Source organism: Sphingomonas corticis, from assembly GCF_012035195.1.
Classification (GTDB): Bacteria; Pseudomonadota; Alphaproteobacteria; order Sphingomonadales; family Sphingomonadaceae; genus Sphingomonas; species Sphingomonas corticis.
On the sequence record NZ_JAAVJH010000006.1, the window covers coordinates 188,275 to 214,337 of the forward strand.

Annotated in this window: 29 protein-coding genes and 1 tRNA gene; 6 read left to right on the forward strand and 24 right to left on the reverse strand. The window is 70.5% G+C overall.

The features are described 5' to 3' along the window. Positions 1-134: 134 nt before the first annotated feature. The 16 genes from HBH26_RS11725 to HBH26_RS11800 all read right to left on the reverse strand — a co-directional run bounded on the left by HBH26_RS11725 (position 135) and on the right by HBH26_RS11800 (position 14,445). Positions 135-1,736 carry a methyl-accepting chemotaxis protein gene (locus HBH26_RS11725; RefSeq protein ID WP_168134798.1) on the reverse strand — a complete coding sequence of 534 codons (1,602 nt, stop codon included), beginning with the start codon at positions 1,734-1,736 and terminating at the stop codon, positions 135-137. Further along, positions 1,733-2,053, reverse strand: coding sequence for a hypothetical protein (locus HBH26_RS11730; protein ID WP_168134799.1), 321 nt, complete (start codon positions 2,051-2,053; stop codon positions 1,733-1,735). The genes HBH26_RS11725 and HBH26_RS11730 overlap by 4 nt, the downstream gene beginning before the upstream one ends. A gap of 286 nt (positions 2,054-2,339) precedes the next feature. Continuing rightward, positions 2,340-2,456, reverse strand: coding sequence for a helix-turn-helix transcriptional regulator (locus tag HBH26_RS21350; RefSeq protein WP_476712835.1), 117 nt, complete (start codon positions 2,454-2,456; stop codon positions 2,340-2,342). Positions 2,457-2,486: 30 nt separating this feature from the next. Then, a tRNA-Glu gene (locus HBH26_RS11740) sits at positions 2,487-2,562 on the reverse strand. Positions 2,563-2,854: 292 nt separating this feature from the next. Continuing rightward, positions 2,855-4,240: a class II 3-deoxy-7-phosphoheptulonate synthase gene (locus tag HBH26_RS11745; protein ID WP_168134800.1), complete on the reverse strand. Its 1,386-nt coding sequence runs from the start codon at positions 4,238-4,240 to the stop codon at positions 2,855-2,857. Between the two features lie 71 nt (positions 4,241-4,311). Continuing rightward, complete coding sequence (locus HBH26_RS11750) at positions 4,312-5,094, reverse strand: SDR family oxidoreductase (RefSeq protein WP_168134801.1); 783 nt, start codon at positions 5,092-5,094, stop codon at positions 4,312-4,314. A 52-nt stretch (positions 5,095-5,146) separates the two neighbouring features. Further along, positions 5,147-5,308: an LPXTG cell wall anchor domain-containing protein gene (locus HBH26_RS11755; protein ID WP_168134802.1), complete on the reverse strand. Its 162-nt coding sequence runs from the start codon at positions 5,306-5,308 to the stop codon at positions 5,147-5,149. Positions 5,309-5,427: 119 nt separating this feature from the next. After that, on the reverse strand, positions 5,428-6,366 hold the full coding sequence (locus tag HBH26_RS11760) for a D-2-hydroxyacid dehydrogenase (protein WP_168134803.1): 939 nt from the start codon (positions 6,364-6,366) through the stop codon (positions 5,428-5,430). A 40-nt stretch (positions 6,367-6,406) separates the two neighbouring features. Then, positions 6,407-7,276 carry a glucose-1-phosphate thymidylyltransferase RfbA gene (rfbA, locus tag HBH26_RS11765; protein ID WP_168134804.1) on the reverse strand — a complete coding sequence of 290 codons (870 nt, stop codon included), beginning with the start codon at positions 7,274-7,276 and terminating at the stop codon, positions 6,407-6,409. Next, the gene (gene rfbD / locus HBH26_RS11770) at positions 7,273-8,157 is read right to left on the reverse strand and encodes a dTDP-4-dehydrorhamnose reductase (protein ID WP_168134805.1); all 885 of its coding nucleotides are present in this window, start codon (positions 8,155-8,157) and stop codon (positions 7,273-7,275) included. Before rfbD ends, rfbA begins: the two co-directional genes overlap by 4 nt. Positions 8,158-8,271: 114 nt before the next feature. Beyond that, complete coding sequence (gene rfbB / locus HBH26_RS11775; protein WP_168134806.1) at positions 8,272-9,324, reverse strand: dTDP-glucose 4,6-dehydratase; 1,053 nt, start codon at positions 9,322-9,324, stop codon at positions 8,272-8,274. 9 nt (positions 9,325-9,333) lie between these two features. Further along, on the reverse strand, positions 9,334-9,894 hold the full coding sequence (gene rfbC / locus HBH26_RS11780; RefSeq protein WP_338057340.1) for a dTDP-4-dehydrorhamnose 3,5-epimerase: 561 nt from the start codon (positions 9,892-9,894) through the stop codon (positions 9,334-9,336). Then, the gene (gene cysS / locus HBH26_RS11785; RefSeq protein WP_168134808.1) at positions 9,891-11,321 is read right to left on the reverse strand and encodes a cysteine--tRNA ligase; all 1,431 of its coding nucleotides are present in this window, start codon (positions 11,319-11,321) and stop codon (positions 9,891-9,893) included. Before cysS ends, rfbC begins: the two co-directional genes overlap by 4 nt. A gap of 25 nt (positions 11,322-11,346) precedes the next feature. Continuing rightward, positions 11,347-12,252 carry a dioxygenase family protein gene (locus HBH26_RS11790; protein ID WP_168134809.1) on the reverse strand — a complete coding sequence of 302 codons (906 nt, stop codon included), beginning with the start codon at positions 12,250-12,252 and terminating at the stop codon, positions 11,347-11,349. 101 nt (positions 12,253-12,353) lie between these two features. After that, the gene (locus HBH26_RS11795; RefSeq protein ID WP_168134810.1) at positions 12,354-13,673 is read right to left on the reverse strand and encodes a sensor histidine kinase; all 1,320 of its coding nucleotides are present in this window, start codon (positions 13,671-13,673) and stop codon (positions 12,354-12,356) included. Next, a complete protein-coding gene (locus HBH26_RS11800) occupies positions 13,657-14,445 on the reverse strand; it encodes a response regulator (protein ID WP_168134943.1) in 789 nt (262 codons plus the stop codon). The genes HBH26_RS11795 and HBH26_RS11800 overlap by 17 nt, the downstream gene beginning before the upstream one ends. Positions 14,446-14,620: 175 nt before the next feature. Between HBH26_RS11800 and HBH26_RS11805 the strand changes: the two genes are divergently transcribed. From HBH26_RS11805 to HBH26_RS11815, 3 genes are all read left to right on the forward strand, one after another. After that, positions 14,621-15,445, forward strand: a complete 825-nt coding sequence (locus HBH26_RS11805) for a carbon-nitrogen hydrolase family protein (RefSeq protein WP_168134811.1) — start codon at positions 14,621-14,623, stop codon at positions 15,443-15,445. An 85-nt stretch (positions 15,446-15,530) separates the two neighbouring features. Then, positions 15,531-15,737: a 30S ribosomal protein S21 gene (rpsU, locus tag HBH26_RS11810; protein ID WP_007404630.1), complete on the forward strand. Its 207-nt coding sequence runs from the start codon at positions 15,531-15,533 to the stop codon at positions 15,735-15,737. Between the two features lie 108 nt (positions 15,738-15,845). Further along, positions 15,846-16,403 (forward strand): FKBP-type peptidyl-prolyl cis-trans isomerase, encoded by a 558-nt coding sequence (locus HBH26_RS11815; RefSeq protein ID WP_168134812.1) that lies wholly within the window; start codon positions 15,846-15,848, stop codon positions 16,401-16,403. Between the two features lie 115 nt (positions 16,404-16,518). On the opposite strand, the gene HBH26_RS11820 is transcribed toward HBH26_RS11815, so the two are convergent. After that, entirely contained in the window at positions 16,519-17,280 is a 762-nt protein-coding gene (locus HBH26_RS11820) for a metallophosphoesterase family protein (RefSeq protein ID WP_168134813.1), read from the reverse strand. 132 nt (positions 17,281-17,412) lie between these two features. Here HBH26_RS11820 and galU point away from each other — a divergent pair, with 132 nt between their 5' ends. Then, complete coding sequence (galU, locus tag HBH26_RS11825; protein WP_168134814.1) at positions 17,413-18,276, forward strand: UTP--glucose-1-phosphate uridylyltransferase GalU; 864 nt, start codon at positions 17,413-17,415, stop codon at positions 18,274-18,276. Here galU and moeB read toward each other — a convergent pair. The 7 genes from moeB to HBH26_RS11860 form a co-directional block, all read right to left on the reverse strand. Next, entirely contained in the window at positions 18,265-19,017 is a 753-nt protein-coding gene (moeB, locus tag HBH26_RS11830; RefSeq protein WP_168134815.1) for a molybdopterin-synthase adenylyltransferase MoeB, read from the reverse strand. The two genes, galU and moeB, sit on opposite strands and share 12 nt — an antisense overlap. A gap of 182 nt (positions 19,018-19,199) precedes the next feature. Continuing rightward, a complete protein-coding gene (locus tag HBH26_RS11835) occupies positions 19,200-19,445 on the reverse strand; it encodes a hypothetical protein (RefSeq protein WP_209308510.1) in 246 nt (81 codons plus the stop codon). A gap of 212 nt (positions 19,446-19,657) precedes the next feature. Beyond that, positions 19,658-20,104 carry a dUTP diphosphatase gene (gene dut, locus HBH26_RS11840; RefSeq protein WP_168134816.1) on the reverse strand — a complete coding sequence of 149 codons (447 nt, stop codon included), beginning with the start codon at positions 20,102-20,104 and terminating at the stop codon, positions 19,658-19,660. A 40-nt stretch (positions 20,105-20,144) separates the two neighbouring features. After that, the gene (coaBC, locus tag HBH26_RS11845) at positions 20,145-21,326 is read right to left on the reverse strand and encodes a bifunctional phosphopantothenoylcysteine decarboxylase/phosphopantothenate--cysteine ligase CoaBC (RefSeq protein ID WP_168134817.1); all 1,182 of its coding nucleotides are present in this window, start codon (positions 21,324-21,326) and stop codon (positions 20,145-20,147) included. Beyond that, positions 21,323-22,450, reverse strand: a complete 1,128-nt coding sequence (locus HBH26_RS20720; RefSeq protein WP_338057341.1) for a hypothetical protein — start codon at positions 22,448-22,450, stop codon at positions 21,323-21,325. The genes coaBC and HBH26_RS20720 overlap by 4 nt, the downstream gene beginning before the upstream one ends. Further along, positions 22,447-23,985: a 2-polyprenylphenol 6-hydroxylase gene (gene ubiB / locus HBH26_RS11855; protein WP_168134945.1), complete on the reverse strand. Its 1,539-nt coding sequence runs from the start codon at positions 23,983-23,985 to the stop codon at positions 22,447-22,449. Before ubiB ends, HBH26_RS20720 begins: the two co-directional genes overlap by 4 nt. After that, positions 23,982-24,713 (reverse strand): class I SAM-dependent methyltransferase, encoded by a 732-nt coding sequence (locus HBH26_RS11860; RefSeq protein ID WP_168134819.1) that lies wholly within the window; start codon positions 24,711-24,713, stop codon positions 23,982-23,984. The genes ubiB and HBH26_RS11860 overlap by 4 nt, the downstream gene beginning before the upstream one ends. 47 nt (positions 24,714-24,760) lie before the next feature. Between HBH26_RS11860 and mutM the strand changes: the two genes are divergently transcribed. Both mutM and rpsT read left to right on the forward strand, forming a co-directional pair. After that, on the forward strand, positions 24,761-25,576 hold the full coding sequence (mutM, locus tag HBH26_RS11865; RefSeq protein ID WP_168134820.1) for a bifunctional DNA-formamidopyrimidine glycosylase/DNA-(apurinic or apyrimidinic site) lyase: 816 nt from the start codon (positions 24,761-24,763) through the stop codon (positions 25,574-25,576). A 95-nt stretch (positions 25,577-25,671) separates the two neighbouring features. Further along, entirely contained in the window at positions 25,672-25,935 is a 264-nt protein-coding gene (rpsT, locus tag HBH26_RS11870) for a 30S ribosomal protein S20 (protein WP_168134821.1), read from the forward strand. Positions 25,936-26,063: the final 128 nt, after the last annotated feature.

Consider the following 26,063-nt stretch of genomic DNA (forward strand, 5'->3'; position numbering starts at 1 on the left):
GCCTCAAGGGCCAAGGTGAGCTTGGCTGCCCGTCGGAAACCGACCTGAAGGAACGTCCGGTCTGGAGAAGCCTTCTCATTATTCCCAATGATCGATGTGGGTCGTCTTGACGTCCAGTCGAAACATGCTGAATGTCAGCTGCTGGGGATGCCTGGTGGCCCTTCTGATCTGAGGAAGGTAACGAATAGGTCGGTGGACGAACGAAGATTGCGGCTGCTCACAGTCAGCGCTTGCGCCCCGGATTTCACCACGCCTGAGAGGGACGATGTTGTCGTCACCGCTTTGGCGACGTTGTCGATGCGATTACGTATATCATCTGCCATTTCGGCGGCGCTGCTGGCACCTCGATCGACTTCGACCGCCGCGTTCCGTTGGTTCCCAACTGTCCGAGCGATCTCTGATGCAGCCGCGGAGACCTCGCCAATGGCGGCGCTGACGCTGCGAAGTTTGTCGCCGGTATTGACGACGCCTTCTCGGATGTTGCTCACCAGCGCGCCGATCCGGTCACTCGCCCGCGCCGATTCCGCAGACAGGGACTTAACTTCGTTCGCGACCACGGCGAAGCCGCGTCCCGCCTCGCCGGCGCGAGCTGCTTCGATCGTCGCGTTCAACGCCAGTAGGTTGGTGCGCGTGGCTATCGTGCGGATGTCGGCCAGGAAGCCCTCGATCTCGACGGCGTGTTCTTCAAGCATCGTAACGGTCTGCACGCTCAACTTCGCCTCGCTGCTCGCGTCCTGCGTCAGCCTAGATTGGCTGTCGGCGGCATCGGCGATGGAAGCAATCGTCGACGAGAACGTGCCAATGGACGAAGCGACCTGCCCCATGCCCGTGGCGGCAGCAGTGGTGCTGATGGACGCCTCGGTGGCGTCGCGATTGGCATCGCCCGCGACCGCATCCAGCTGGACCGCGGCTGCCTCCAGTTTTCCGCTGGCATCTTCGATGTCCCGTACGAAGGTGGTGACCGACTCCTCGAACGCGTTCGCCAGCGTCATCAGCTCACCGCGGCGCTCGCGTGCGAGCCGCGTCGTCTCTTCGTCCCGGTCCCGTCGCTCCTGCGACGCCCGCGCCTCGGCGGACCGGGCGAGCTGCATAGCCTGTTCGAGTTCCTTCCGTCCGGCTTCCGCCGCTTCCGCCGCCTCGCGTGACCGTGACAGCGCATCTTGCTGCTGCATCAGCAATCGCTCCAGGAGGATCGTGACGATCGCCAGTGCCAGGAACTGACAGGCGACCGCGACGACGTGGAAGGCGATCCGGCCCAGATCTCCAGCGCCGGCAAAAACCCAGGCCGGCGCGATCCACTCCAGCGAGATATGATGGACCGCCGTGATGATCGTCGCCAGTGCGATCGGGCGCCAGTCCGCCAGGAACACCAGTCCGGCCATGCCGACGAAGAAGTACATGTGGCCATCCATCTGCCACGGATGCCCGCGAAGCAGGAAGACGAGCAACGCCGGGATCACCGCTGCGATCGATCCCGCGAGCGTTCGTGCCTCTGCGTCGAAGCGTCCGCGCATCGCCATCAAGGTCGGGGCGGCGTTGACGACCGTGCCGGTCAGCAGGATGCCCAGGGCTGCTCCCGCGCCGAGTAGCGCATCGGTGATCAGGAGCAGGGCGAGCGAAGCCCAACCGAACACCGCCCAGGCGATGACCCCGTTCCGGCGAAGCCGGTCGAGCGGCATCGTCGGGTCGGCCGACACAGGGGACCGTCGCGGTCGCAGAAGCGCATCGACAATCATTCGAACGGCTCCGCTCCCAGCGACGATCCGCAAGCGGTCGCGGGCGCAGCCGTCACGAGGGCTGCGATATTGGGAGTATGCGCGACGAGTTCCGCACGATCGCCGGCCACGACCAGTGATCCAGGCAGGGGGCCGGCACCGATCAGCGCCGCGCCTCCGTCGAGAGCGATCCGCGCCATGTCGTTCGCGTCGCCGCCCGTTATCGGAACCAGCAGCAGCTTCCCCGACGCGGGTGGCCACATGGGCAACGCGAGCATGGCCGCCACGGCGGCCGCGGCTTGGGCGAGGATCGCGGGTCCGGGGCGACGTAACGGCATGCAAATGCCATCGGCCGAAGGTGGTTAAGGGCTAGTTTCCGCGCGCAGGAAGCGCCAGGACGTCGGCTTGAGGCGAACGACCGGCATCAATCCGGCAGGCGAAGAGCGGCCGTGAATGGCCGAGATTGGTCCAGTTCGCCGCGTAACACCGTGTGACGGCCGCGTCATGGGTGGGCTCCGCCGCCCGCGCATCGCGCATGGGTGACATGCCGGCGTGCCGAGTGAAGGTGCTGGCCGGTCCGTAGCCGACCTCGGCTGCGACCTGACCGATCGCGAGACCGCGCGTTCACATTCGGCGCTTCGCCGGTGCCATCCGCCAGGTGAGCAGATACTCGATCGGCGGTATGCCGACGATGCTGGTGAAGCGTGCGAAGAACGCGGAGACGTGATTTAGGTCGAACATGTTGGCTACAAGCCAAGTGCTTGTAATCGCTGGTGACCCCTACGGGACTCGAACCCGTGTTTTCGCCGTGAGAGGGCGACGTCCTAGACCGCTAGACGAAGGGGCCGTTCGCGGTGGAGGGGGGCGATTAGAAGGCGCGGGGGGCGGCGTCAAGCCGTGTCGGCGTTGCGGGAACACGGATGCGCGGATTGTCGCCGCATCGACGCCTCGACACCCGTGGGACCGTGCAGCTTGGGCGTGGTCGCGCGGGCGGCGGCTATCTCGCTGGCACCATCTCGCGGACAACGACAGCCGTCATCGGCGGTATCGGCGGTGGCCGATGACCGACCCGGCAGGCGGAAATCGGCACCCCGCCACCGGGCATCGCCGCCAGCCCCCGCCCGCCGCTGCCGCGCGACCTAGGCCGCCTTGCGCCGCTCCGCCATTTCCGTGTTCAGCATCTCCGCCAGCAGGAAGGCCAGTTCCAGGCTCTGGCCGGCGTTCAGCCGCGGGTCGCAGTGGGTGTGGTAGCGATCGGCGAGGCTCTGTTCGGTCACGTCGATCGCGCCGCCGGTGCACTCCGTCACGTTCTGCCCGGTCATCTCGGCATGGATGCCGCCCGCGTGCGTCCCCTCGGCCCGGTGCACGGCGAAGAAGCCGCGCACCTCGGCCAGAATGCGATCGAAGGGCCGCGTCTTGTATCCGGTCGCCGCCTTTACGGTGTTGCCGTGCATCGGGTCGCACGACCAGATCACCGGGTGCCCCTCACGCGTGACGGCGCGCACCAGCCGGGGCAGATGCGCCTCGATCTTGTCGTAGCCGTAGCGGGTGATGAGCGTCATCCGGCCCGGCACGCGCGCCGGGTTCAGCGTGTCGAGCATCCGCAGCAGCGCGTCGGGATCCAGCGACGGGCCGCACTTCACGCCGATCGGATTGCCGATGCCGCGCAGGAACTCGACATGCGCGGACCCTTCGAAGCGGGTGCGATCGCCGATCCACAGCATATGCGCGGACGTGTCGTACCAGTCGCCGGTCAGCGAATCCTGCCGCGTCATCGCCTGTTCGAACGGCAGCAGCAGCGCCTCGTGGCTGGTGTAGAAGGTGGTCTGCGACAATTGCGGCACCGTGTCCGGACTGATGCCGCACGCCTCCATGAAGTCGAGCGCCTCGCCGATGCGGTCGGCCGTCTCGGCGTACTTCTTCGACCACGGGCTACGGCCCATGAAGTCGTGGGTCCAGCGGTGGACCTGGTGCAGGTTCGCGTAGCCGCCCTGCGCGAAGGCGCGCAACAGGTTCAGCGTCGCCGCCGACTGGGCGTAGGCGCGAACCAGCCGCTCGGGATCGGGCACTCGGCTCGACGCGGTGAAGGCGATGTCGTTGACGTTGTCACCGCGGTAGCTGGGCAGCTCCACGCCGTCGATCGTCTCCGTCGGCGCGGAGCGCGGCTTGGCGAACTGCCCCGCCATGCGGCCCACCTTCACCACCGGCAGCTTGCTGGCGAAGGTCATGACGACCGCCATCTGCAGGATCACGCGGAAGGTGTCGCGGATGTTGTTCGGATGGAATTCGGCGAAGCTCTCCGCACAATCGCCACCCTGCAGCAGGAACGCCTTGCCTTCCGCCACGCGGGCGAGGTCCGTCGTCAGGTTGCGCGCCTCGCCCGCGAAGACGAGGGGAGGGAAGTTGCCGAGCCGCTGCGTCACATCCGCCAGCGCGGCGGCGTCGGGATAGTCCGGCATCTGGCGCGCGTCGGCGGCGGTCCAGCTGTCGGGAGACCAGTTCGGCGAGGGCCGGGTGGCGGCCATGGCAACAATCCTTCGTCAGTCCAGCGCGCCGCTGTGTCCGAATCGGACCGCGGCATCAACAAACTTCCGCTTTATAGCACGCCGGGGTAGGCGCCGCCGTCGATCAGCAGGCTCTGTCCCGTGATGAAACCGGCATGGGCGGAGCAGAGAAAGGCGCAGGCGCGACCGAACTCGTCGGGATCGCCGAAGCGGCCGGCGGGGATGCGCGCCCGGGCGCGCGCGGCGGCCTCCTCCTCGCTCACGCCCTGAGCCCTGGCGGCATAGGCGTGGACGCCGTCCAGGCGGCGCGTCGCGAAGAGGCCGGGAAGGAGGAAGTTGATCGTCACGTTCGATCCCGCCACTTGCCGCGCCACCCCGGCGAGAAATCCGGTGAGGCCGACGCGCGCGCCGCTGGACAGGTCCAGCCCGCCGGTCGGCGCCTTCACCGAGGCGGAGGTGACGCAGACGATGCGGCCGAACCCGCGCTCCATCATGCCGTCGACCACGCGCTGGGTCAGGCGGATCGGCGTGACCATGTTGGCATCCAGCCCGGCGTGGATCGCCGCGGCGTCCAGCGCGCGGAAATCGCGCAGGGGCGGGCCGCCGTTGTTGTTGACGAGGATGTCGGGCACGCCGTCCGCCGCCGCGACCAGCGCGACCTGCGTCGCATCCTCTGCCACGTCGCCCGCGACCGTCGCGACGCGGACGCCGGTGGCCGCGCCGATCGCCGCCGCCGTGGCGTCCAGCGCGGCGCCATCGCGGCCGTTCAGAACGACGGAGGCGCCCGCCTGCGCCAGCGCCATCGCGCAGGCGCGGCCGAGCCCATGGCTCGAGGCGCAGACGATCGCGCGCTTGCCGTTCAGTCCGAGATCCATGCGTGTCGCTCCTTCGTCACCGAGGGAAAGCGACATAGCGCCTGAAGGCGCGTCAGGCGATGCGCCGCTCGCTTGCGGTGCGTTCGGCAGCCCGCTCGCCCGTCTTGATGCCGCGCAGCCGTAGCCGCCGCGCGTCGCGACGCCGCTTCCATCCGATCAGCGCGACCGATCCCACCAGCAGCATCGCGGCGATGATCGTATAGGCGATCAGCAATCGCGTTTCCAAATCGTCCTCCGGTTCGTCGTTCCGGCACCGCCAGCGCGGCGAGGACGCAGAGCTTATGCCAAAGCGTCCACGCTGTCACTGGTTCGTCTCACCTTTTGCCCGCTTCTTCAGTATCCTGCGGCAAGGTCGGCGACATTCTCCATGGGCCGGTCCTCACGATAGGCGGCCAGGTTGCGCAGGAAGAGCGCGCCGGCACGCTGGAACATCTTCGTCTGCGAGCGTCCCGACAGATGCATCGTCACGATGCAGCGTGGCGCGCGCCACAGCGGGTGGTCGGCGGGAAGGGGCTCGGGATCGGTGGGATCAAGGAAGGCGCCGCCGAGCCGCCCGCTCTCCAATGCGGCGATCACCGCCGCGTCGTCGATCATGTCGCCGCGCGCGATGTTGACCAGCCACGCGCCCGGCTTCATCGCCGCCAGTTCCGCGGCGCCGATCAGCGCCTTGGTGTCGCCAGTCGACGGCGCGGCGAGGACGATCCAGTCGAACTCGCCCAGCCGGTCGCGCCACTGGTCCGGCGTCAGCGTGCCGTCGCGGCCGGAGCGGGTGACGCCGGTGACCTCCACGCCGAACGCCGCCAGCCGATCGCCGATCAGCCGGCCGATCGCGCCGTAGCCGATCACCAGCGCGCGCGTCTCGAACAGTTCCAGCTTGCCCGGCGCGTCCTTCGGCCATTCGCGCCGGTCGTGCGCGCGCAGCACCTCGTCGAAGCGCTTGGCGCCGACGAGCACGCCCATCACCGCATATTCCGCCACGGCGATCGCGTTGACGCCGACGCCGTTGGTCAGCGTCGCCCCGCGTGCGCGCAGGTCGTCGAGCGGAAAGGCGTCCAGCCCGGCGTAGATGGTCGACACCCATTTCAGTTGCGGCCCGGCGGCGCGGATCGTTTCCGCGACCAGCCGGGTGGGCTGCATGTCGACCCAGGCGATCTCCGCGTCGGCGATGCCCGCCTTCGCCTCCTCGGGCGTGGCGAACCACGCGACGTCGAGGCCGGCGGGCAGGTGCGGTTCCAGCAGCGGGCGAGCGAGGGCAGGGAGGACGGCTTTCATCGCAGCAGCCTAACAGCCTCGCTGGCCCGTCGTCACCCGGCTATCTGCCGTCCACCGCGTTCAGGATCGCGCGACCATAGGCGGTCTTCTTCAGCGCCTCGCCGCGCTCGCGCGCCTGGTCGGCGGTGATGAAGCCCTGCTCGAACGCGATCTCCTCCAGGCAGGCGACCTGGATGCCCTGGCGGTGCTGGATCGTGCGGACGAACTCGCTCGCTTCCAGCAGCGAATCGTGCGTGCCGGTGTCGAGCCAGGCATAGCCGCGCCCCATCTGCTCGACGTGGAGCTTGCCCGCGTCCATGTAGAGGCGGTTGAGGTCGGTGATCTCATACTCGCCGCGGGCGGAAGGGGCGAGGGTGCGCGCCATTTCCACGACGGCATTGTCGTAGAAATAGAGGCCGGTGACCGCGCAGTTGGACTTGGGCTGCGCGGGCTTCTCCTCCAGGCTGATGGCGCGGCCATCGTCGCCCAGCTCCACCACGCCGTAGCGCTCGGGGTCCTCGACGCGGTAGCTGAACACCGTCGCGCCTTCCGCGCGCGCGGTCGCGCTGGCGAGCAGGTCGGTGAGGTGCGCGCCGAAGAAGATGTTGTCGCCCAGCACCAGCGCGACCCGGTCGCTGCCGATGAAGTCCGCGCCGATGGTGAAGGCCTGCGCCAGCCCCTCGGGCCTCGGCTGCTCGGCATAGGAGATCCTGAGCCCCCAGGCCGAGCCGTCCTCGAACATGCGGCGATAGTTGTCGAGGAACTCCGGCGACGAGATGATGAGCACGTCGCGGATGCCCGCGAGCATCAGGACGCTCAGCGGATAATAGATCATCGGCTTGTCGTAGACGGGCAGCAGCTGCTTGTTGATCGCCAGCGTCGCCGGGTGGAGCCGGGTGCCGGAGCCGCCCGCGAGAATGATGCCCTTCATGCCTGCTTCCCCAGCAATTCGTCGATGATGTCGTCCAGCGCCGCGCGCCAGTCGCGCGGCACGATGCCGAAGTCGCGCGTGAGCGTGGCGTGGCTCAGCCGCGAATGCGCCGGGCGCGTCGCGGGCACCGGATAGTCGGCGGTCGTGATACCGGCGACCTCCGGCGATGGACCGCCGTGGCGCTGGCCTGCCGCGAAGATCGCACGCGCGAAGCCCGCCCAGGTCGTCTCGCCCGCATTGGTGAAGTGCCAGGTGCCGGCGAGGCTCGCGTCCGCGGCCATGCGCATCGCGATGGTGGCGAGCGCGGCGGCGAGATCGGCCGCGCCGGTCGGCGCGCCGTGCTGGTCGTCCACCACCGTCAGCCGCTCGCGCTCGGCGCCAAGCCGCAGCATCGTCTTGATGAAGTTGTGCCCATGCGCCGACACGACCCAGCTCGTGCGCACGATCGCGTGGCGCGGTGCGCCGGTGCGCACCGCCAGCTCGCCGCCCAGCTTCGACGCGCCGTACACGTTCAGCGGCCCGACCGCGTCGTGCACCTCCCAGCCGCCCGGCTTCGTGCCGTCGAAGACGTAGTCGGTGGAGACCTGCACCAGCGGCACGTCCGCCTCGCGGCACGCCTGCGCGAAGGCGGCGGGAGCGAGTGCGTTGACCGCCCAGGCGGTGACGGCGTCGCTCTCCGCCTTGTCCACCGCCGTATAGGCCGCGCCGTTGATGACCGCGGCCCAGCGCCGCGAGGCGACCAGCGCGGCGATGGCGGCGGTGTCGGTCAGGTCGAGCGTGTCCTGGTCCACGGCGTGCACGCCCCAGCCGCCTGGCCAGCGATGGCGCCGCAATTCGGTGCCCAGCTGCCCGTTCGCGCCGGTGACGAGGATGGTGTTCATGTCCGGCTCCCTTCGTCCCCCGTCACCCCGGCTTCGTGCCGGGGTCCAGGGCCGCTTGCCCCAACGCCCGTTGCTCTTGCCGCCCTGGATGCCGGGACGAGCCCGGCATGACGATCAGGCCGCGATCCCGCGCCGCTCGCTCGCCTTCGCCCCGACCAGCGGGCGCCACCAGTCCTCGTTGGCGAGATACCAGGCGACCGTCTTCTCGATCCCGCTCTCAAACGTCTCGGCCGGCTCCCAGCCGAGCTCGTCCCTGATGCGGCTCGCGTCGATGGCGTAGCGCTTGTCGTGCCCGGGCCGGTCGGCGACGTAGCCGATCTGCTCGGCATAGGACTTCCCGTCGCCACGCGGGCGCAGCCTGTCGAGGATCGCGCAGACGGTCTGCACGACCTCCAGATTCTGTTTTTCGTTGTTGCCGCCGACATTGTAGGTGCGGCCCACCGTGCCCGCCTCGAACACGCGGCGCAGCGCGCGCACGTGGTCCTCGACATACAGCCAGTCGCGCACCTGGTCGCCCTTGCCGTAGACCGGCAGCGTCTCGCCCGCGAGCGCCTTCACGATCATCAGCGGGATCAGCTTCTCGGGAAAGTGGTACGGCCCGTAATTGTTCGAGCAATTGGTGATGAGCACCGGCAGCCCGTAGGTGTGGCCCCAGGCGCTGACGAGATGGTCGCTGCCCGCCTTCGACGCCGAATAGGGCGAGCGCGGGTCGTAGGGCGTGTCCTCGGTGAAGAGGCCCGTCTCGCCCAGCGAGCCGTAGACCTCGTCGGTCGAGATGTGATGGAAGCGGAACGCCGCCTTCGCCTCGCTCTCGAGCGACTGCCAGTAGCTGCGCGCCGCGGATAGCATCGTGAAGGTGCCGACCAGGTTCGTCTGAATGAACGCGTCCGGCCCGTCGATCGAGCGGTCGACGTGGCTCTCCGCGGCGAGATGCGTGACGACGTCGGGCCGGAAGCGCTGGATCGCCGCCTCCACCGCGGCGCGGTCGCAGATATCGCCCTGCACGAACTCGTAGCGGTTGGAGCGCGACGCGCCCTCCACCGTCGACAGCGTGCCGGCGTAGGTCAGCTTGTCGAAGTTCAGCACCGCATGCTCGGTGTCGTCGATCAGGTGACGCACCAGCGCCGAGCCGATGAACCCGGCACCGCCGGTCACGAAAATCCGCATGTCGGTCCTTCAGGAAAGGGGAAGGAGAGGGCGCCCGTCGTAGGCAAACGGGCTTTCGAAGTCGTCAAGCGACGGCAGCACCTTGTCCTTGTCGCTCAATTCGGGCGCGGTACCCGCAGGGAGCGGCCAGTCGATGCCGGCGCTGTCCCAGCGGATGCCGCCGTCGCTCGCCGGCGCGTAGAGCGCCGAACATTTGTAGACGACCTCGCAATTGGGCTCCAGCGTCAGAAAGGCGTGGGCGAATCCCACCGGGATGAACAACTGATGCCCGTTCTCCGCCGACAGCTCCGCGGCAACCCACTGCCCGTAACTGGGCGACCCGCGCCGCACGTCCACCGCCACGTCGTAGATGCGCCCGCGGATGCAGCGCACCAGCTTGTCCTGCGCGTCCGGCGGCGACTGGAAATGCAGCCCGCGCAGCGTGAACGCCGACACGGAGAGCGAGTGATTGTCCTGCACGAACCGTGACGGGATCCCGCGCGCGTGGAATGCCGCCTCGTTGTACGTCTCCGTGAACCAGCCCCGCGCGTCGCCGAAGCGGCGCGGCTCGATCAGTTGCACGGGGTTCACAGCGTCGGTCTCCAATCCCATCCGAGCGGGTCGCCGTCCATCACCTCCACGCCCGCGCACGTCAACTCGTCGCGGATCGCGTCCGACCGCGCGTAATCCTTCGCCGCGCGCGCCGCTCGCCGCTCGGCCAGCCGTGCCTCGATCAGGTCCCCGTCGATCGCGGCGTCGACAGGGCGCACGCGCAGGTCCTCGCGCGACAGCACCGCCAGGTTCAGCCCCAGCACGGCGTCGAAGTCGGGCAGCGCCGCCAGCCGCGCGGAGGGCGACAGCGCCTTGTCCGCCAGCATGGCGTCCAGCACCGGCAGCGCGCGCGCGGTGTTCAGGTCGTCGCTGAGCGCCGCATCCAGTTCCGCGAGATAGCGGCCCGCCTCCGCACCGCCCTTGCCGCTGTCGCGTGCGCGCAGCGCGGCGACGGCGTGCACCAGCCGCTTCAGCCGCACCTGCGCCGCGGCGAGCCCGTCCCAGCTGAATTCCAGCTCGTTGCGATAATGCGCCTGCAGGCACATCATGCGGTAGGCGAGAGGGTGGAAGCCGCGATCGACCAGTCGCTGGAGGCGCAGGAAATCGCCGGAGGATTTGCTCATCTTTCCCGTACGATCGACGAGGAAGTTGTTGTGCAGCCATAGCTTTGCCCCGGGGTCGCCGCAGCCGCAATGCGCCTGGTTCTGCGCGATCTCGTTGGGGTGGTGGATCTCGCGATGGTCGATCCCGCCGGTGTGGATGTCGAACGGCAGACCGAGATATTTGGCGCTCATCACCGAGCATTCGAGATGCCAGCCCGGTGCGCCGCGGCCCCAGGGCGAATCCCACTCCATCTGCCGCGTCTCGCCGGGCGGGGAGGTGCGCCAGATCGCGAAATCCTGCGGATGGCGCTTGCCCTCCACCGCCGCGATCCGGCCCTCCGCCGCATCATCCGCGCTCCCCGCGAGCGCGCCATAGTCGGGCACGCTGGTCACGTCGAAGTACAGGCCGTCGTCCAAGCGGTAGCAATGCTTCGCCTCCATCGCGCGGCCCCACTCGATCATCTCCGCGACATGGTCGGTCGCGCGCGGCATATGCGTCGGCGTGCGGATGTTCAGCGCGGCGAGGTTCTCCTCGAACGCCTGCGTGTAATGCGCCGCCACCTGCCAGATGTCGCGCCCGCTCGCCTTCGCCGCCGCCTCCATCTTGTCGTCGCCCGCGTCGGCGTCGCTGGTCAGGTGGCCGACGTCGGTGATGTTGAGGACGTGCGTCAGCCGCAGCCCTTTCCACGTCAGCAGGCGCGAGAGGGTGTCGGTGAAGACATAGGCGCGCAGGTTGCCGATATGCGCGTAGTGATAGACGGTCGGCCCGCACGAGTAGACGCGGGCGTGCCCCTCCTCGATCGGCGCGAACGTCTCCGTCGCGCGGGTCAGGCTGTTGTGGAGGCGGAGGGGCGCACCGTGCATGGCGCGCCCCTTAGCGGCTTTGACGCTATCGCGCGATGCCGATGATCGCGCTCGCCTGATAGCCCGCTGCCGCGGAGCCGGTGAACGTCGGCGTCTGCTGCGCGACCTGCGCCGCGCTGTTGTCGCCGAAGATGTTGTCGCTCGACAGCGACACGCGCGCGAATCGGCTCGCGCTGCCGGGATAGGTCGCCGTGTCGGCGAACACCGTGGTGCACAACGCGGCCGGCATCGCCAGCTGCGAGGTCAGCACGGCGTAGCGCCCGCCGATCGCGGCGGAGAGGCTGGAGAACACCTCGAAGTGCATGTGCGGCCAGCGCCCGTCGTAGCAGGCGGGGAAGATCGTCGTGAACGTCACCTGCCCATTGGCGTCGGTCACCTGCACGCCGCGCAGATAGCTCTCGGCCGCGCCCGACGCGTAGAGCGAGTAATTGCCGTTGCGGTCGCAATGCCACAGGTAGACGGCGTATCCCGCCAGCGGCGCGCACGAGGCGTTCACGTTCACCACCGTCAGCGTCAGCGTGACCCTGGTGCCCGTCGCCACGGTGGTGGTCGTCAGGAAGCTGGGCCGGATATCGCTGCGCACCACGCCGCTGGAGGTCAGCACGTTCGACGTCGAGCCGGCCGAACTGTTCGTCCCGTCGGCGGGGTAGGGGCCGGCGGTTTCCGTCGGGTCCAGCACGCATCCCGCGCCCGACGTCGCGGTGGGCGTGGGCGTGGGCGTGGCGGTGGCGGTCGGCGTGGGCGTGGGCGTCGCGCTCGTCGTCGTGGCGCTGCTGTCCGTTTCGCCGCCGCAGCCGGCGACCAGCGCCATCGTGCCGGCGCCCGCGAACCACTTCAATGCGCGGCGGCGCTCCATCACCCGCGCCATCACGGCCAGGTCGTGCGCCAGTCCGCGGTCGTGATCCTCGATGATGTGGTCGTCGTGCTGCATGGCGTTCCCTCCGGTTCCTGCCGAAGAAGATGACGCCGCCGTGTCGCGCGCGAATGTCGCCGCGCGACGCACATGTTGCGGATTGTTTCAGCGCGCCGGCATCAGCGGGCGAGCGGCAACACCACCGCCGCCACCGCGCCCGCGCCGTCGTCGCGCGGGCCCAGCGACACGCTGCCCCCGTGCCGCGCCGTAATCGACCGCACGATCGCCAGGCCCAGCCCCGTGCCCCCGGTGGCGCGGTTGCGCGACGCCTCGCCGCGCACGAACGGCTCGAACAGGCGCTCGGCCTGAGTCGCGGGAACGCCGGGGCCGCGATCCGCCACCGTCACGCACACCGTGCCGCCCTCGACGCGCCAGGCGACCGCCGCCTCGCCGCCGTAGCGCACCGCATTGTCGATCAGGTTCGCGAACAGCCGCCGCAGCGCGCCCGCGTCGCCGCGCACCACCGCGCGCTCGCCCGGCCGTGCCGTGACGGGCGCGCCCGCCACCGCCATGTCCTCGACCAGGCTGTCGATCAGGCTGGCGAGGTCGAGCCGCACCGCCTCGCCGGAGGCCGATTCGTCGCGCGCGAAGCGGAGCGTGTCGGCGATCATCGCGCGCATCTCGTCGATGTCGGCCATGGCGCGATCCCGCAGCGATTCGGGCAGCCGATCCACGTGGAAGGCGAGGCGGCTGAGCGGGGTGCCCAGGTCGTGCGCGATCGCGCCCAGCATCGCGGTGCGCCCCTCGGCATGGCTCGCCAGCCGATCGTGCATCGCGCCCACCGCGGCGGTCAGCGCGCGGACCTCCGCCGGGCCGCCCGTGGGGAAATCGGGTCGCGCCGCCCCCGCCTGCGCCGCCGCCGCCGCGCGCGCCAGCTCGCGCAGCGGGCGCGAGACGGCGCGCGCCAGCGCCCAGGCGGGAAGGGCGAGCAGCGCGATCGCCAGCGCCATCGCCGCCAGCGTGTTGGCGTGCCAGCGCGTGAAGGCGGGACCGGTGGCGTTGCGCACCACGCGCCAGCCGTCGCCGGTGCGCCACGCCACGGTGAAGCGACCGAACAGCTCGCGTCCGCCGCGCCGCGGGCGCAGCTCCGTATTGGCGATCACCTGGGTCGCGGGCACGCGCAGCAGCGCGGCGATCCGCGCCGCCGTGGCAGCATCCGCGCTCTCGCGCCAGCGCGGCGGCGGTGCGGCATCGGTGCGGGCCACCGTCAGCGGCCGGTCGCGGCCGAAATCGCGTTGCGGCGGCGCGCGTCGTCCCGGCGGCGGCGATCCGCGCAGCGCGTCGGCGACGGCGAACAGCGGGCGTGGCGGCTCCATCGGCGGCGGGCCGCTGTACGTCACGAAGAACAGCACCGCCGTCGCCGCGACCACCGCGCCGATCACCAGCGCCAGGATGTGCGCCGCGATGGGCCGCGCGGCCCGGCTAACGACGGTCGACATGCGCGACGAACATATAGCCTTCGTTGCGGACCGTGCGGATCAGCTCCACCTGCTCGCCGGAGGCATCGTCGCGCGCCAGCTTGCGGCGCAGGCGGCTGACCTGCACGTCGATGGCGCGATCGAAATGATCCGAATCGACGCCGCGCGACAGGTCCAGCAACTGGTCGCGCGTCAGCACGCGGCGCGGATGCTCGACCAGCGCCAGCAGCAGCCGGAACTCGCCGTCGGACAGGTTGATGACCACGTCGTCCGGATCGAACAGCTGACGCGCCACCGCGTCCAGACGCCAGCCCGCGAAGCGCAGGAACGGCCGGGCCCCAGGGATCGGCGCGGCAGTGGCGGCGGCGTCCTTGCGCCGCAGTACCGAGCGGATGCGCGCCAGCAGCTCGCGCGGGTTGGCGGGCTTCGCGACGTAATCGTCCGCGCCCATCTCCAGCCCGACGATGCGGTCCACCTCCTCGCCGATGACCCTCATGATGATGACCGCCGGCCCGGTGGCGCGGTCGAGCGAGCGGAGGATCGACAGCCCGTCCTCGCCCGGCATCATCACGTCGAGCACGATCAGCGCGTAGCCGTCGCGCGCCATCAGCGCGCGCATTTCCGCCCCGTCGGCGGCGACGTCCACGCGATAGCCATGACCGGACAGGAAGGCCGCGGTCAGTTCCCGGATGCCGGGGTCGTCGTCGACGATCAGCAGGCGGTGCGCGGTGTCCACGGTCTCCTCGCCGGCCGGTTGGCCGAGGGCTGGTTCGATGCGGGCGGGCTGGTACATGCCGTCGATGTGCGCAACCGGCGTATCGCCGACATTGCCGGGCTGCAACAATCGGCGTTCGCGTGACAGGTGTTGCGCGCGGGACACAGGTGGAGGGCGGCCCTGCACTTTCCGCGCGCCCCGCGTATAGGCGCAATGGAGGCCGGGACGGCTCCGGCAGGACGGAGGTTGCCGCATGACCCGCATCGCGCTCGCACAGACGACCACCGGCATCGATCCGGCCGCCAATGCCGCGGCGCTGGTCGCCGCGATCGCCGAGGCGGCGGCGGGCGGCGCGGCGATGGTCTTCACGCCGGAAATGTCCAACCTGCTGGATCGCGATCGCGCCCGCGCCGCGGCGTCGATCCGCGGTGAAGGCGACGACGCGGTTCTCGCCGCCGTGCGCGACGCCGCCGCTCGCCACGGCGTGTGGGTCCACCTGGGCTCGCTGGCGCTCCGTCGCGACGACGGCCGGCTCGCCAACCGCGGCTTCGTGATCGACGCCGAGGGAGCGGTCCGTGCCCGCTACGACAAGATGCACCTCTTCGACGTCGACCTGCCGACGGGCGAGAGCTGGCGCGAATCGGCCGCCTATGCGCCGGGCGCGCGCGCCGTGGTGGTGGATACGCCCGCGGGGCGGCTGGGCCTGTCGATCTGCTACGACCTGCGCTTTCCCGACCTGTATCGCGCCTTGAGCGACGCGGGCGCGACGATCCTGTCTGTCCCGGCCGCCTTCACCCGGCCAACGGGGGCGGCGCACTGGCACCTGCTGCTACGTGCGCGAGCGGTGGAGGCGGCGGCCTTCGTCGTGGCGGCGGCGCAGGCGGGGGAGCACCAGGACGGGCGCGCCACCTACGGCCACTCGCTGGCGGTCGACCCGTGGGGAGAGGTGATCGCCGACGCGGGCGACGTGCCGGGCCTGGCCTTCGCCGCGCTCGACGCCGCGCGCCTCGCCGAGGTGCGCGCCAGGCTTCCGGTGCTCGCGCACCGTCGCGCGATCCCGCCGGTCGAGGTTGCCTAAGGCGCCGCGCTCTGTTAGAGCCGGTCCATTCGGCGCAGGCCTGCCTGTCGCCGCGATTGCCGTTTTTCCGGAGTTCTTTGGGTTTATGCAGATCATCGTCCGCGACAACAACGTCGACCAGGCCCTTCGCGCGCTCAAGAAGAAGCTGCAGCGGGAGGGCGTGTATCGCGAGATGAAGCTGCGTCGCCACTACGAGAAGCCGTCGGAGAAGCGCGCGCGCGAGCGTGCCGCCGCCGTGCGCCGCGCCCGCAAGCTGGAGCGCAAGCGCGCCGAGCGCGACGGCGCGCGGTGAGCGCGCGGGCCGGCGCACGAGGCGCCGGCCGCTCGTGACCCTGATGTGACTACCCGCGGCGCCGGGCCCGTGACCCGGGCCTGCAACCGCCCAGCAGAGCGCCCGCCTATGTCGACCGTCACCGCCGTTCCGCTGCTCCCCGTCAAGCGCGCCTATCTCGTCTGGCTGTGGCTGGGCCTGGCGCTCGCGCTGGTCGCGGGAGTGGCGCTGGCGAAGGCGGGCGACACCGGCATTCGCACCACGCCGTCGGGCCTGCGCTATCGCGTGATCGCCCCCGGCAGCGGCACCGCGCACCCGACCGACTCCGACGTTGCCCTTGTCAATTACGTCGGCAAGCTGCCCAACGGCACGATCTTCGACCAGTCGCAGCAGCCCACGCCGCTGCCGGTGGCGGGCATGATCAAGGGCTTCAGCGAGGGGCTGAAGCTGATGCCCAAGGGCGCGAAGTACCGTTTCTGGATTTCGCCGGAGCTGGGTTACGGCGCAGAGGCCAAGGGGCCAATCCCCGCCAATTCGACGTTGGTGTTCGACGTCGAGCTGGTCGACTTCATTCCCGAAGCCACGCTCCGCGCGCTTCAGCAGCAGCAGATGATGGCGCCCGGCGCGATGCCCGGCGGCGCCGTACCTCCCGGTGCGCTGCCTCCCGGCGCGGGCGGCGGTCGCTAAAAGACCATCACGACGATGTGAGAACGCCGACCGCCTTCCCGGCAAATGCTCGGGAGGGCGGTTCCGTTTGTGAGGGTGATGGCGTCGACCCACGGATGGCGCCGGCGATCCGCGCTCACGCGGCGGACAATTCCCACCGCTCCTCGCTCTCCAGACCCAGCGCGGTCAGCGGGCCGCCCTCGTAGGCGCCGGTGTCGATGCCGATCCGGTGCGGGCGATAGTCCACCCCCTCGCTGATCGTGTGGCCGTGGACGATCATCGCCTCCAGCGGCTTGGGATGGCTGAGGAACGGTTCGCGGATCCAGCGCAGGTCGGCGGCGCGCTGCTCGTCCAGCGGCTTGTCCGGCCGCACGCCGGCATGGACGAAGCGATAGTCGCCCACGCCGACCATCTCCTCGAACGCCGAGAGGAAGGCGACGTGATCCGCCGGGACGTGCGCGGCCAGCCACGCGGCCAGTTCCGCATGGTCCATCCGCTCGTAGGTGGGCGCGTCCAGTCCGTAGCTCAGCGCCGTTTCGCGGCCGCCGACGCGGCAGAACAGCCGCGCCGCCTTCGCGTCGCCCGCGATCGTCGCGAGGAACATCTCCTCGTGATTGCCCATGATGAAGCGCGCGTCCGCCCGCTCGCGTGACCGGCGCAGCAACCGCTCCACGACGCCCGCCGAATCGGGTCCGCGGTCGACCAGGTCGCCGAGGAAGACCAGGTCCGTCCGCGCCGGACCGCGGGCACGGTCGTCGGCGTCGATCTTCGCGATCAGCGCGTCGAGCTGGGCGAGCGAGCCGTGGATGTCGCCCACGGCATAGACGCGCCGCCCCGGCGGCACCTGCCATGGCGCGCGGGCTGGCGTGCGCGCGGCACGCAACAACTTCTTCAGCATCGGTGGAACGTTGACGTCATGGGACGGCGTCGACTTAGGCGCGCCGGTGCGTGGGTGCAACCGCAAGGAAAAACCCTTGCGCCGCGCCGCCTTGCCGATAGGCGGGCGAGACGAGACACACGAGGAGCTCTCATGACGATCAAGCCCGTCCGCAAGGCGATCTTTCCTGTCGCCGGTCTCGGCACCCGTTTCCTGCCGGCGACCAAGTCGATGCCCAAGGAGATGCTGACCGTCGTCGACAAGCCGCTGATCCAGTATGCGGTCGAGGAAGCGCTGGAAGCGGGCATCGAGCAGATCATCTTCGTCACCGGCCGCGGCAAGGGCGCGCTGGAGGACCATTTCGACGTCTCCTACGAGCTGGAGGCGACGATGAAGGCGCGCGGCAAGTCGCTGGCGCTGATCGAGAACATCCGGATGCAACCGGGCAGTCCGGTCTACGTGCGCCAGCAGGAGCCGCTGGGCCTGGGACATGCGGTGTGGTGCGCGCGCGAGATCGTCGGCGACGAGCCGTTCGCGGTGCTGCTGCCGGACGAGCTGATGGTCGGCGGCTTCATGAAGCAGATGGTCGAGGCATACGGCCGCGTCGGCGGCAACGTGATCGGCGCGCTGGCGGTGCCCGACGCGGAAACGCACAAGTACGGCGTCATCTCGCCCGGCAGCGACGATGGGACGCTCGTGGAGGTGCAGGCGCTGGTGGAGAAGCCCGCGCAAGGCAGCGCGCCGTCCAACCTGATGATCCCGGGCCGCTACATCCTCCAGCCCGAGGTGATGGAGATCCTGTCCGCCAAGGAGACCGGGGCAGGGGGCGAAATCCAGCTGACCGACGCCATGGCCAAGCTGATCGGCCGCCAGCCGTTCCACGGCTTCCGCTTCGACGGCGACCGCTACGATTGCGGCGACAAGGCGGGCTTCATCCAGGCGAATCTGGCGCTGGCGCTGGCGCGGGAGGACATCGGCCCCGCGGTGCGCGACTTCGCGCGCGCGCTACTGGCCTGAACAGGCAGGGCAGCCGGGGTCCTTGGGCAGGCGCAGCGTGCGGAAGCGCAGCGCCAGCAGATCGGCGAGGAGAAGGCTGCCCGCCGGATCCTCGCCGAATGGCGCGATCGCGCGGATCGCCTCCAGCGCGGCGAGGCTGCCCAGCACGCCTGCGACCGGCCCCAGCACGCCCGCCTCGGCGCAGCTGACGCCGTCGCGCTCGGGCGCGGCGCCGACGAAGCAGCGGTAGCAGGGGCGATCCGCCTCCCAACCCCGAAAGACGCCGAGCTGCCCCTCGAACTGCCCGATCGCGGCGGAGACGAGGGGCACGCGCGCGGCGAGCGCCGCGTCGGCGACGAGCAGGCGGGTCGCGAAATTGTCGCAGCCGTCCACCACCACGTCCGCGCCGGTCAGCAGCGCGTCGACGTTGCGGGCGTCCAGCCGCGTCGCGGCCGGCTCGGCGGTAACGTGCGGGTTGATCGCCGCGACCCGCTCGGCCGCGCGTTCCGCCTTGGAGACGCCGACGTCGGTGGTGGCGAAGATCGTCTGCCGTTGCAGGTTGGAAAGATCCACCGCATCGTCGTCGATCAGTCGCAGTCGCCCGACGCCCGCCGCGGCGAGATATTGGACCGCGGGGCTGCCGATCCCGCCGCAACCGACGACGACGACGGTGGCGCGCCTCAGCCGCTGCTGGCCTGCGCCCCCCACTTCACGCAGGACGATGTGCCGCGCGTAGCGGGCGAGTTCCTCGGGCGAGAGCATGACGTCGCCCTAAAGGGCGATCGCCGCGAGTTGAAGCGCAACCTCTTCACCGTCCGGACCGTCGACCGCCCAGCCATGACGGGTGCGCATGCCACGACGCCTCACGCGACTCTCACGCCCGATGCGCAAAAAAATAGCGGCCCTCGCGGACCGCTATCTTTCGTCAGAACCGATCGCTGGGATCAGTTGCTGTCCGCGTCATCGTCCTCGTCGGCGACGACGACGATGCCGGCGACAACCGCCGCAGCCGCCAGGATCGCGACGATCACGCCGCCACCGGCCAGCTCGTTCTTCTTCGACGTCGCCGACGCGGCGCGAGCCGACTTGGCAACCGACAGGCTCGCCGCCGAATTGGCAGGAGCGGCAACCGCCGGAGCGGCGGCCATCGTGACCGCAGCGGCGGTCAGGAAAAGCTTCCCAAGACGCATAATGAACTCCCTTTGTGCTCGTCAGCGAGGCCATGGCACGAACATTCGTCCGTAGCAACCCGAAGACATCCATGGCCGGAAAAACGCTTCCGAACCGATGCTGCGCGGCAACACAGACGATGCCGCACCGGTTCCATAGTCGCGTGAATATCGGCGGCAACAGTCTAAAAAGTCGAAGCGATGCGAAAGAACGCCGATTTGGGTAGTCGGCCTCAACGACCGGTTGAACCGAAGCCGCCGTGGCCGCGGGCGGTGTCGTCCAGCACCGCGACCTCGTCGATCCGCGCGCGCAGCACGGGCGCGGGGACCAACTGCGCGATCCGGTCGCCGCGCGCGATCGTCACCTCCTCCCGGCCCAGGTTCGCGAGGATGACCTTCACCTCGCCGCGATAGTCCGAATCGATCGTGCCGGGGGTGTTGAGGCAGGTGATGCCATGGCGCAGAGCCAGTCCGGAGCGGGGGCGCACCTGCACCTCGCAGTCCGTGGGGATCGCGATCGCGAACCCCGTCGCCACCGCGCATCGCGCGCCGGGTGCCAGCACCACATCCTCCGCCGCCACCACGTCCATGCCCGCGGCCCCATCGGTGGCATAGGCGGGCAGGGGCAGGCCCTCGCCATGGGGCAGGCGGCGCAGGCGGATCGCGATCGGCTCGGTCATGCCCCGCCGTAGCGCAGCGCATCCTCGCGCGGGAGGGGGATCAGCGCAGCGCCGCGGCGATGCGGTCGGCCAGGCGCCGCGCGACCTCGTCCTTGGGCAGCCGCTCCCACGTCTCGACGCCGGTGGCGGTGACGAGGTGGACGGCGTTCGACGCGCCGCCCATCACGTCGCCCGATACGTCGTTGGCGACGATCCAGTCGGCGCCCTTGCGCGCCAGCTTGGCGGCGGCGTGCTCGGTCACCTTCTCCGTCTCCGCCGCGAAGCCCACCACCAGCCGCGGCCGGGCCGCCCCGCGTCCCAGCGTGGCGAGGATATCCGGATTCTCCACCAGGCGCAGCGCCGCGGGGGCATCGCCGGTCTTCTTGATCTTCTGCCCCGCGGCATCCTCCGCGCGCCAGTCGGCGACCGCAGCCACCATCACTGCGGCGTCGGCGGGCAGGGCGGCCTCCACCGCCGCCGCCATCTCGCGCGCGGTCTCCACGTCGACGCGCGTCACTTGCGCGGGCGTCGGCAGCGCCACGGGCCCGGACACCAAGGTCACTCGCGCGCCCAGCGCCGCCAGCGCGCCGGCGATGGCATAGCCCTGCCGTCCCGACGAGCGGTTCGCGATGTAGCGGACGGGATCGATCGGCTCGTGCGTGGGCCCTGCCGTGACCAGCACGTGGCGTCCGGCCAGCGACGCGTCGCGCGGCGCCAGCATCGCCTCGATCCGCGCCAGGATCGCCGCCGGCTCCGGCAGGCGACCGGGGCCGAACTCGCCGCAGGCCATCGCGCCCTCGTCGGGCTCCATCACCGCGACGCCGTCGGCGCGCAGCGCGGCGACGTTGCGCTGCGTGGCGGGGTGCAGCCACATCCGCACGTTCATCGCCGGCGCGGCGAGGACCGGCGTGTCGGTGGCGAGCAGGACCGTCGTTGCCAGGTCGTCGGCGATGCCCGCGACCATGCGCGCCATCAGGTCCGCGGTGGCGGGCGCGACGACGATCAGGTCGGCCTCGCGGCTGAGCTGGATGTGCCCCATCTCCGCCTCGTCCTTCAGATCCCACAACGTGGTGAACACCTGCTCCTCGCTGAGCGCCGCCAGCGTCATCGGCGTCACGAAGTGCGCGCCGCCGTCGGTCAGGACGCAGCGCACGCGGTGGCCCGCCTTGCGCAGCCCGCGAACGATCTCGCACGCCTTGTAGGCGGCGATGCCCCCGCCGACGATCAGAAGGATGCGCTTCACCGTCCGGCCTCCCCGCGCAGCCCGCGCGTCACCGTGATCCGCCGCCGCGCGCCCGCCGCGCGCCGCAGATCGCGCACGCCGTCGGGGGCGAAGGCGAGGCCGACCAGCAGCAGCGGCGCCGCCATCATGCCCCAGTAATAGGTATCCACCCGCGCGAACAGCGCCAGCAGCAGCGCGTAGCCCGCCAGCGTCGTCAGCACGCGCAGCGCCAGCGGGTCGCGCCACGAGGCCCAGCCGATCAGCGCCAGCGGCACCAGCGGCGCCGCGATCCAGGCGGGAAGGACGGCGAGCGCGGTCAGCGCGGTCATCGCGCGCACGAAGAAGCCGTAGCCGAGCAGCCCGGCCCACCCCGGCGACGTCGGGTCGAACGGCCCGGTCACCGTCGCCACCGCGGCGGCATGGGCGGCCACGGCCGCGGCGAGCACCGCCAGCGCCGCGGTCCAGCCCAGCGCCTCGCCGCGCCGCCCGCCCAGCAGCGCGCCGGCCAGCATCACGCCGGCGTAGAGCGCCGCGGTCTCGCGGATCAGCATGGCGGAGAGGCCCATCGCGATGGCAGCGGTGGCGTGGCCCGGGCGCCGCAGCGCCAGCGACAGCGCGATCAGCAGCCCTGCCCACACCTCGTGGAAGGCGAGGAGATCGCGCTGCACGAACGGCGCCACGCCAGCCAGCAGCAGCACGGCGGCGAGCAGGCGCGGCGCGCGCCGCGGCAGCGGCCCGCGCAGCCGCGCGTACCAGGCCGCGGTCACCGCCACGACCAGCGCGTAGAGCAGCGCCGTGGTGGCGAAGGGCGGCAAATGCGCCTGCACCACCGCCAGCGTCGGCAGCCGCATCGTGACGAAGGGACGCAGCGGATAGTCCGACCGGCGCATCTCCTGCGCCGCGACCACGTAATAATCCGCGCCGTGGCGCACCTGCTCGACGATCGTGTCGTAGAGGAGGACGTCGGCGCGATCGTCCGCGGTGGCGACCGGGCCCTCGACCGGCGGCGGGGCGGCGCCGACCAGCGCGGTGAAGCTCAGCAGCACCAGCAGCGCGGCGAGGAGCGCGACCACCCGCGCGGTCGGCCGCTCCAGCCCGGCGAAGCGCGACGGCCGCGCCAGCCACAGTGGCGCGACCGGCCTCACCACGCCTGGAACGCGAGCAGCGCCGCGCCGCCGCCCAGCGCGCCGATCAGCCCGGCCAGCGCGTAGCGCCAGCCGCCGCCGATCCGTACCAGCTCGATCTCGCGAAGCGGAGGCGCCGGGGGCGCGCCGCCGGGAGCGGGGAAGCGCGCCTCGATGCGGCGGACCAGTTCGGGCAGCCGGGCGAGCGTGCGCACGTCGGCGACGATGCGGTCCGCCACCGCCGCTTCCGGCCCCAGCTCGGTGCGGATCCACTCCTCGACGAAGGGGCCGGCCGTTTCCCACAGGTTGATGTCCGGATCGAGCCCGGTCGCCACGCCCTCCACCATCACCATCGTCTTCTGCAGCAGCAGCAGGTGCGGTTGCGTCACCATGTCGAAGTCGCGGGTGATCGCGAACAGGCCGTCCAGCATCATGCCGATCGACATGTCCTTCACCGGCAGCCCGCGCATCGGCTCGCCCACGGCACGCAGGGCGGTCGCGAACTCGTCGACGCTGTGGTGCGCGGGCACGTATTGCGCCTCGAAGTGGATTTCCGCCACGCGGCGGTAGTTGCCGGTAATGAGCCCGTAGAGGATCTCCGCCAGCCACATCCGCGCGCGCCGGTCGATCCGCCCCATGATGCCGAAGTCGATCGCCGCCACCCGGCCGTCGTGCAGCGCGAACAGATTGCCCTGGTGCATGTCGGCGTGGAAGAAGCCGTCGGCGATCGCCTGTCGCAGGAAGGCGTGGACCAGCACGCGGGCGAGCCGCGGCAGGTCGTGCCCGGCGGCGATCAGCGCCTCTCGGTTGGACAGCTTGATCCCGTCCAGCCACTCGATCGTCAGCACCCGGCCCGTGGTGCGCTGCCAGTCGATGGCGGGGACCATGAAGTCGGGTTCCGCCTTCATCGTTTCCGCCAGTTCGGACGCTGACGCCGCCTCGCGGGTGAAGTTCAGCTCGCGCTGGGTCCAGCGCTTGAACGTCTCGATGACGAGGCGCGGTTGCAGCCGCGCGATCTCGCCGCCCATCGGCTCCACCTGCGCGGCCGCCCATTGATAGGTGTCGATGGCGCGGGCGAACTCCTCCTCCACCTGCGGGCGCATCACCTTCACCGCGACGGTGCGGCCGTCGGTGGTGACGGCGCGGTGCACCTGCGCGATCGAGGCGGCGCCGACCGGCACCTCGTCGATCGAGGCGAAGAACTGCTCCAGCGGCCGGCCGAAGCTCGCCTCCATCTGCGCGCGGACCGCGGCGAAGGGGACGGGGGGCACCGCATCCTGCAGGCGCAGCAGGTCGGTCGCCGCGACATCGCCGACCAGATCGGGCCGCGTCGCCAGCGTCTGCCCCAGCTTGATCGCCGCAGGGCCGATCGCGGTGAAGGCGGCGGCATATTCCGGCTGCTCGGGCACGCGCGCGCCCAGCCGGGCGAGGCGCAGCAGCCGGCGCAGCCGCAGCGGCGTGTTGCGGTCGCGCTCCAGCCCGCGCAGCGCCCCGTGCCGCGCCAGCGTGCGGCCCCATTTCAGCAGGCGCCAGGTGTGGACGACGGCGGAGGTCAGATCTTCCACCCCGAATGGATCGCCACCAGCCCGCCCAGCATCGGCTCCACCGCGGTCTGCACGAAGCCGGCCTCGCCGATCATCCGCTCGAACGTCGGCATGTCGGGAAAGCGGCGGATCGATTCGATCAGGTAGCGATAGCTGTCCTCGTCGTTCGCCAGCAGCTTGCCCAGCTTGGGCACCAGCCGGTGCGAATAGGCGTCGTAGATCTCGGCGAAGCCGGGCCACAGCGTCGTCGAGAATTCCAGGCAGTAGAACCGCCCGCCGCGACGGAGCACGCGATGCGCCTCGCGCAGCGCCGCAGGAATGTCCGTCACGTTCCGGATGCCGAAGGCGATGGTGTAGCCGTCGAAGAAACGGTCGGGGAAGGTCAGCGTCTCCGCATTCGCCTCCGTCCAGACCAAGCCGTCGATGCCGCGCTTGGCGGCGCGATCGACGCCGACGGCCAGCATTTCGGGATTGATGTCCGCAACCGTGATCGACGCCCCGCTTTCCGCCAGGCGGAAGGCGATGTCCCCGGTGCCCCCCGCCATGTCGAGAATCTGCTCCCCGGCGCGCGGCTTCACGCGCCGCACGAAGCGATCCTTCCACAGCCGGTGCATGCCCGCGGACATGGCGTCGTTCATCAGGTCGTATCGGGCGGCCACGTTGGAGAAGACGCCGCGCACCCGCGCGGTCTTCTCCGCAGGCGCGACGTCTTCGTAGCCGAAGGAGACGGTTTCGGTCATGATCCGCGGCTCTAGCGGGGCGGGGGGCGACCCGCTAGGGCGTTCGGGTGCCCGAGCTTCCCGAAGTCGAGACCACCGTGCGCGGGCTCGCCCCCGTGCTGGAGGGGCAGGTGATCGCCGCGCTGGAGACACGTCGCGGCGACCTGCGCCGGCCGTTCCCGCCTGACCTGCGGCAACGGCTGACCGGCGCGCGCGTCACCGGACTGTCGCGGCGCGCGAAATACGGGCTGATCGATACCGACCGCGGCGACACGATGATTTTCCATCTCGGCATGTCCGGCCGATGGCGCGTGGACCCGGCGGACCTGCTGCCGCACGACCATCTGATGCTCGATACGGGCGCGGGCCGGCGCGTGGCGCTCAACGATCCGCGGCGATTCGGATCCGTCGACCTGTGGCCGACGGCGCAGCTACCCGTTTTTCCCGCCTTCGTGGCGCTGGGGCCGGAGCCGCTCGGCGACGCCTTCTCCGCGGCGGGGCTGCGGCGGGCGCTCGCGGGGAAGAGCACCTCGATCAAATTGGCGCTGCTCGACCAGCGCGTGGTGGCGGGGCTCGGCAACATCTACGTGTGCGAGGCGCTGTTCCACGCGCGCATCCATCCGCGCCGCGCGGCGGGACGCATCGCGCTCGCGCGGCTGGAGCGGCTCGTCGGTGCGGTGCGCCAGGTGCTGGAGGAGGCGATCCGCGCCGGTGGCTCCAGCTTGCGCGACTATGCCCGGCCCGACGGCGAGCTCGGCTATTTCTCCAAGCAGTTCGCGGTCTATGGCCGCGAGGGGTTGCCGTGCGGCTGCGGCGGCACCGTGCATCGCTATGCCGAAGGTGGGCGTTCGACCTTCTGGTGCCCGGCCTGCCAGCGCAGTTGACGCGCGCGGCCCCGCGGGGTAAGGGCGCCGCTTCGAAGAGGGCATGGGCCATCCCGCGCCCTCTTTTCCACATTTCTGCTGTTTAGAGGACTTTCATGGCGAACACGCCGCAAGCCAAGAAGCGCATCCGCCGGAACGAGCGCCGCGCCGAGATCAACGGGAATCGCGTCGGCCGTATCCGGACCTTCATCAAGAAGGTGGAGGCGGCGCTGGCGGCCGGCGACAAGGCGACCGCCACCACCGCGCTGGCGGCGGCGCAGCCCGAGCTGGCACGCGGCGTGGCCAAGGGCGTGCTCCACAAGAACACCGCCTCGCGCAAGTTCTCGCGCTTGACGAAGCGGCTTGCCTCGCTCGGCTGAACCGCGGCGACGCACGAAGATCTGACCCGCCGGAGCGAGCGCTCCGGCGGGTTTTTTCATGCTCGCGCGGGAACCGGGATCACGCGGGGCAAAGCATCGGAAATACCGCGATTCGAGCCGGTCCGTTC

What these genes read in the sequence shown, in the direction of transcription:
- HBH26_RS11725 (WP_168134798.1), bottom strand. Translation starts at nt 1,736, where the DNA reads ATGATTGTCGATGCGCTTCTGCGACCGCGACGGTCCCCTGTGTCGGCC.
- HBH26_RS11730 (WP_168134799.1), bottom strand. Translation starts at nt 2,053, where the DNA reads ATGCCGTTACGTCGCCCCGGACCCGCGATCCTCGCCCAAGCCGCGGCC.
- HBH26_RS21350 (WP_476712835.1), bottom strand. Translation starts at nt 2,456, where the DNA reads ATGTTCGACCTAAATCACGTCTCCGCGTTCTTCGCACGCTTCACCAGC.
- HBH26_RS11745 (WP_168134800.1), bottom strand. Translation starts at nt 4,240, where the DNA reads ATGGCCGCCACCCGGCCCTCGCCGAACTGGTCTCCCGACAGCTGGACC.
- HBH26_RS11750 (WP_168134801.1), bottom strand. Translation starts at nt 5,094, where the DNA reads ATGGATCTCGGACTGAACGGCAAGCGCGCGATCGTCTGCGCCTCGAGC.
- HBH26_RS11760 (WP_168134803.1), bottom strand. Translation starts at nt 6,366, where the DNA reads ATGAAAGCCGTCCTCCCTGCCCTCGCTCGCCCGCTGCTGGAACCGCAC.
- rfbA (WP_168134804.1), bottom strand. Translation starts at nt 7,276, where the DNA reads ATGAAGGGCATCATTCTCGCGGGCGGCTCCGGCACCCGGCTCCACCCG.
- rfbD (WP_168134805.1), bottom strand. Translation starts at nt 8,157, where the DNA reads ATGAACACCATCCTCGTCACCGGCGCGAACGGGCAGCTGGGCACCGAA.
- rfbB (WP_168134806.1), bottom strand. Translation starts at nt 9,324, where the DNA reads ATGCGGATTTTCGTGACCGGCGGTGCCGGGTTCATCGGCTCGGCGCTG.
- cysS (WP_168134808.1), bottom strand. Translation starts at nt 11,321, where the DNA reads ATGCACGGTGCGCCCCTCCGCCTCCACAACAGCCTGACCCGCGCGACG.
- HBH26_RS11790 (WP_168134809.1), bottom strand. Translation starts at nt 12,252, where the DNA reads ATGCAGCACGACGACCACATCATCGAGGATCACGACCGCGGACTGGCG.
- HBH26_RS11795 (WP_168134810.1), bottom strand. Translation starts at nt 13,673, where the DNA reads ATGTCGACCGTCGTTAGCCGGGCCGCGCGGCCCATCGCGGCGCACATC.
- HBH26_RS11800 (WP_168134943.1), bottom strand. Translation starts at nt 14,445, where the DNA reads ATGTACCAGCCCGCCCGCATCGAACCAGCCCTCGGCCAACCGGCCGGC.
- HBH26_RS11805 (WP_168134811.1), top strand. Translation starts at nt 14,621, where the DNA reads ATGACCCGCATCGCGCTCGCACAGACGACCACCGGCATCGATCCGGCC.
- rpsU (WP_007404630.1), top strand. Translation starts at nt 15,531, where the DNA reads ATGCAGATCATCGTCCGCGACAACAACGTCGACCAGGCCCTTCGCGCG.
- HBH26_RS11815 (WP_168134812.1), top strand. Translation starts at nt 15,846, where the DNA reads ATGTCGACCGTCACCGCCGTTCCGCTGCTCCCCGTCAAGCGCGCCTAT.
- HBH26_RS11820 (WP_168134813.1), bottom strand. Translation starts at nt 17,280, where the DNA reads ATGCTGAAGAAGTTGTTGCGTGCCGCGCGCACGCCAGCCCGCGCGCCA.
- galU (WP_168134814.1), top strand. Translation starts at nt 17,413, where the DNA reads ATGACGATCAAGCCCGTCCGCAAGGCGATCTTTCCTGTCGCCGGTCTC.
- moeB (WP_168134815.1), bottom strand. Translation starts at nt 19,017, where the DNA reads ATGCTCTCGCCCGAGGAACTCGCCCGCTACGCGCGGCACATCGTCCTG.
- HBH26_RS11835 (WP_209308510.1), bottom strand. Translation starts at nt 19,445, where the DNA reads ATGCGTCTTGGGAAGCTTTTCCTGACCGCCGCTGCGGTCACGATGGCC.
- dut (WP_168134816.1), bottom strand. Translation starts at nt 20,104, where the DNA reads ATGACCGAGCCGATCGCGATCCGCCTGCGCCGCCTGCCCCATGGCGAG.
- HBH26_RS11860 (WP_168134819.1), bottom strand. Translation starts at nt 24,713, where the DNA reads ATGACCGAAACCGTCTCCTTCGGCTACGAAGACGTCGCGCCTGCGGAG.
- rpsT (WP_168134821.1), top strand. Translation starts at nt 25,672, where the DNA reads ATGGCGAACACGCCGCAAGCCAAGAAGCGCATCCGCCGGAACGAGCGC.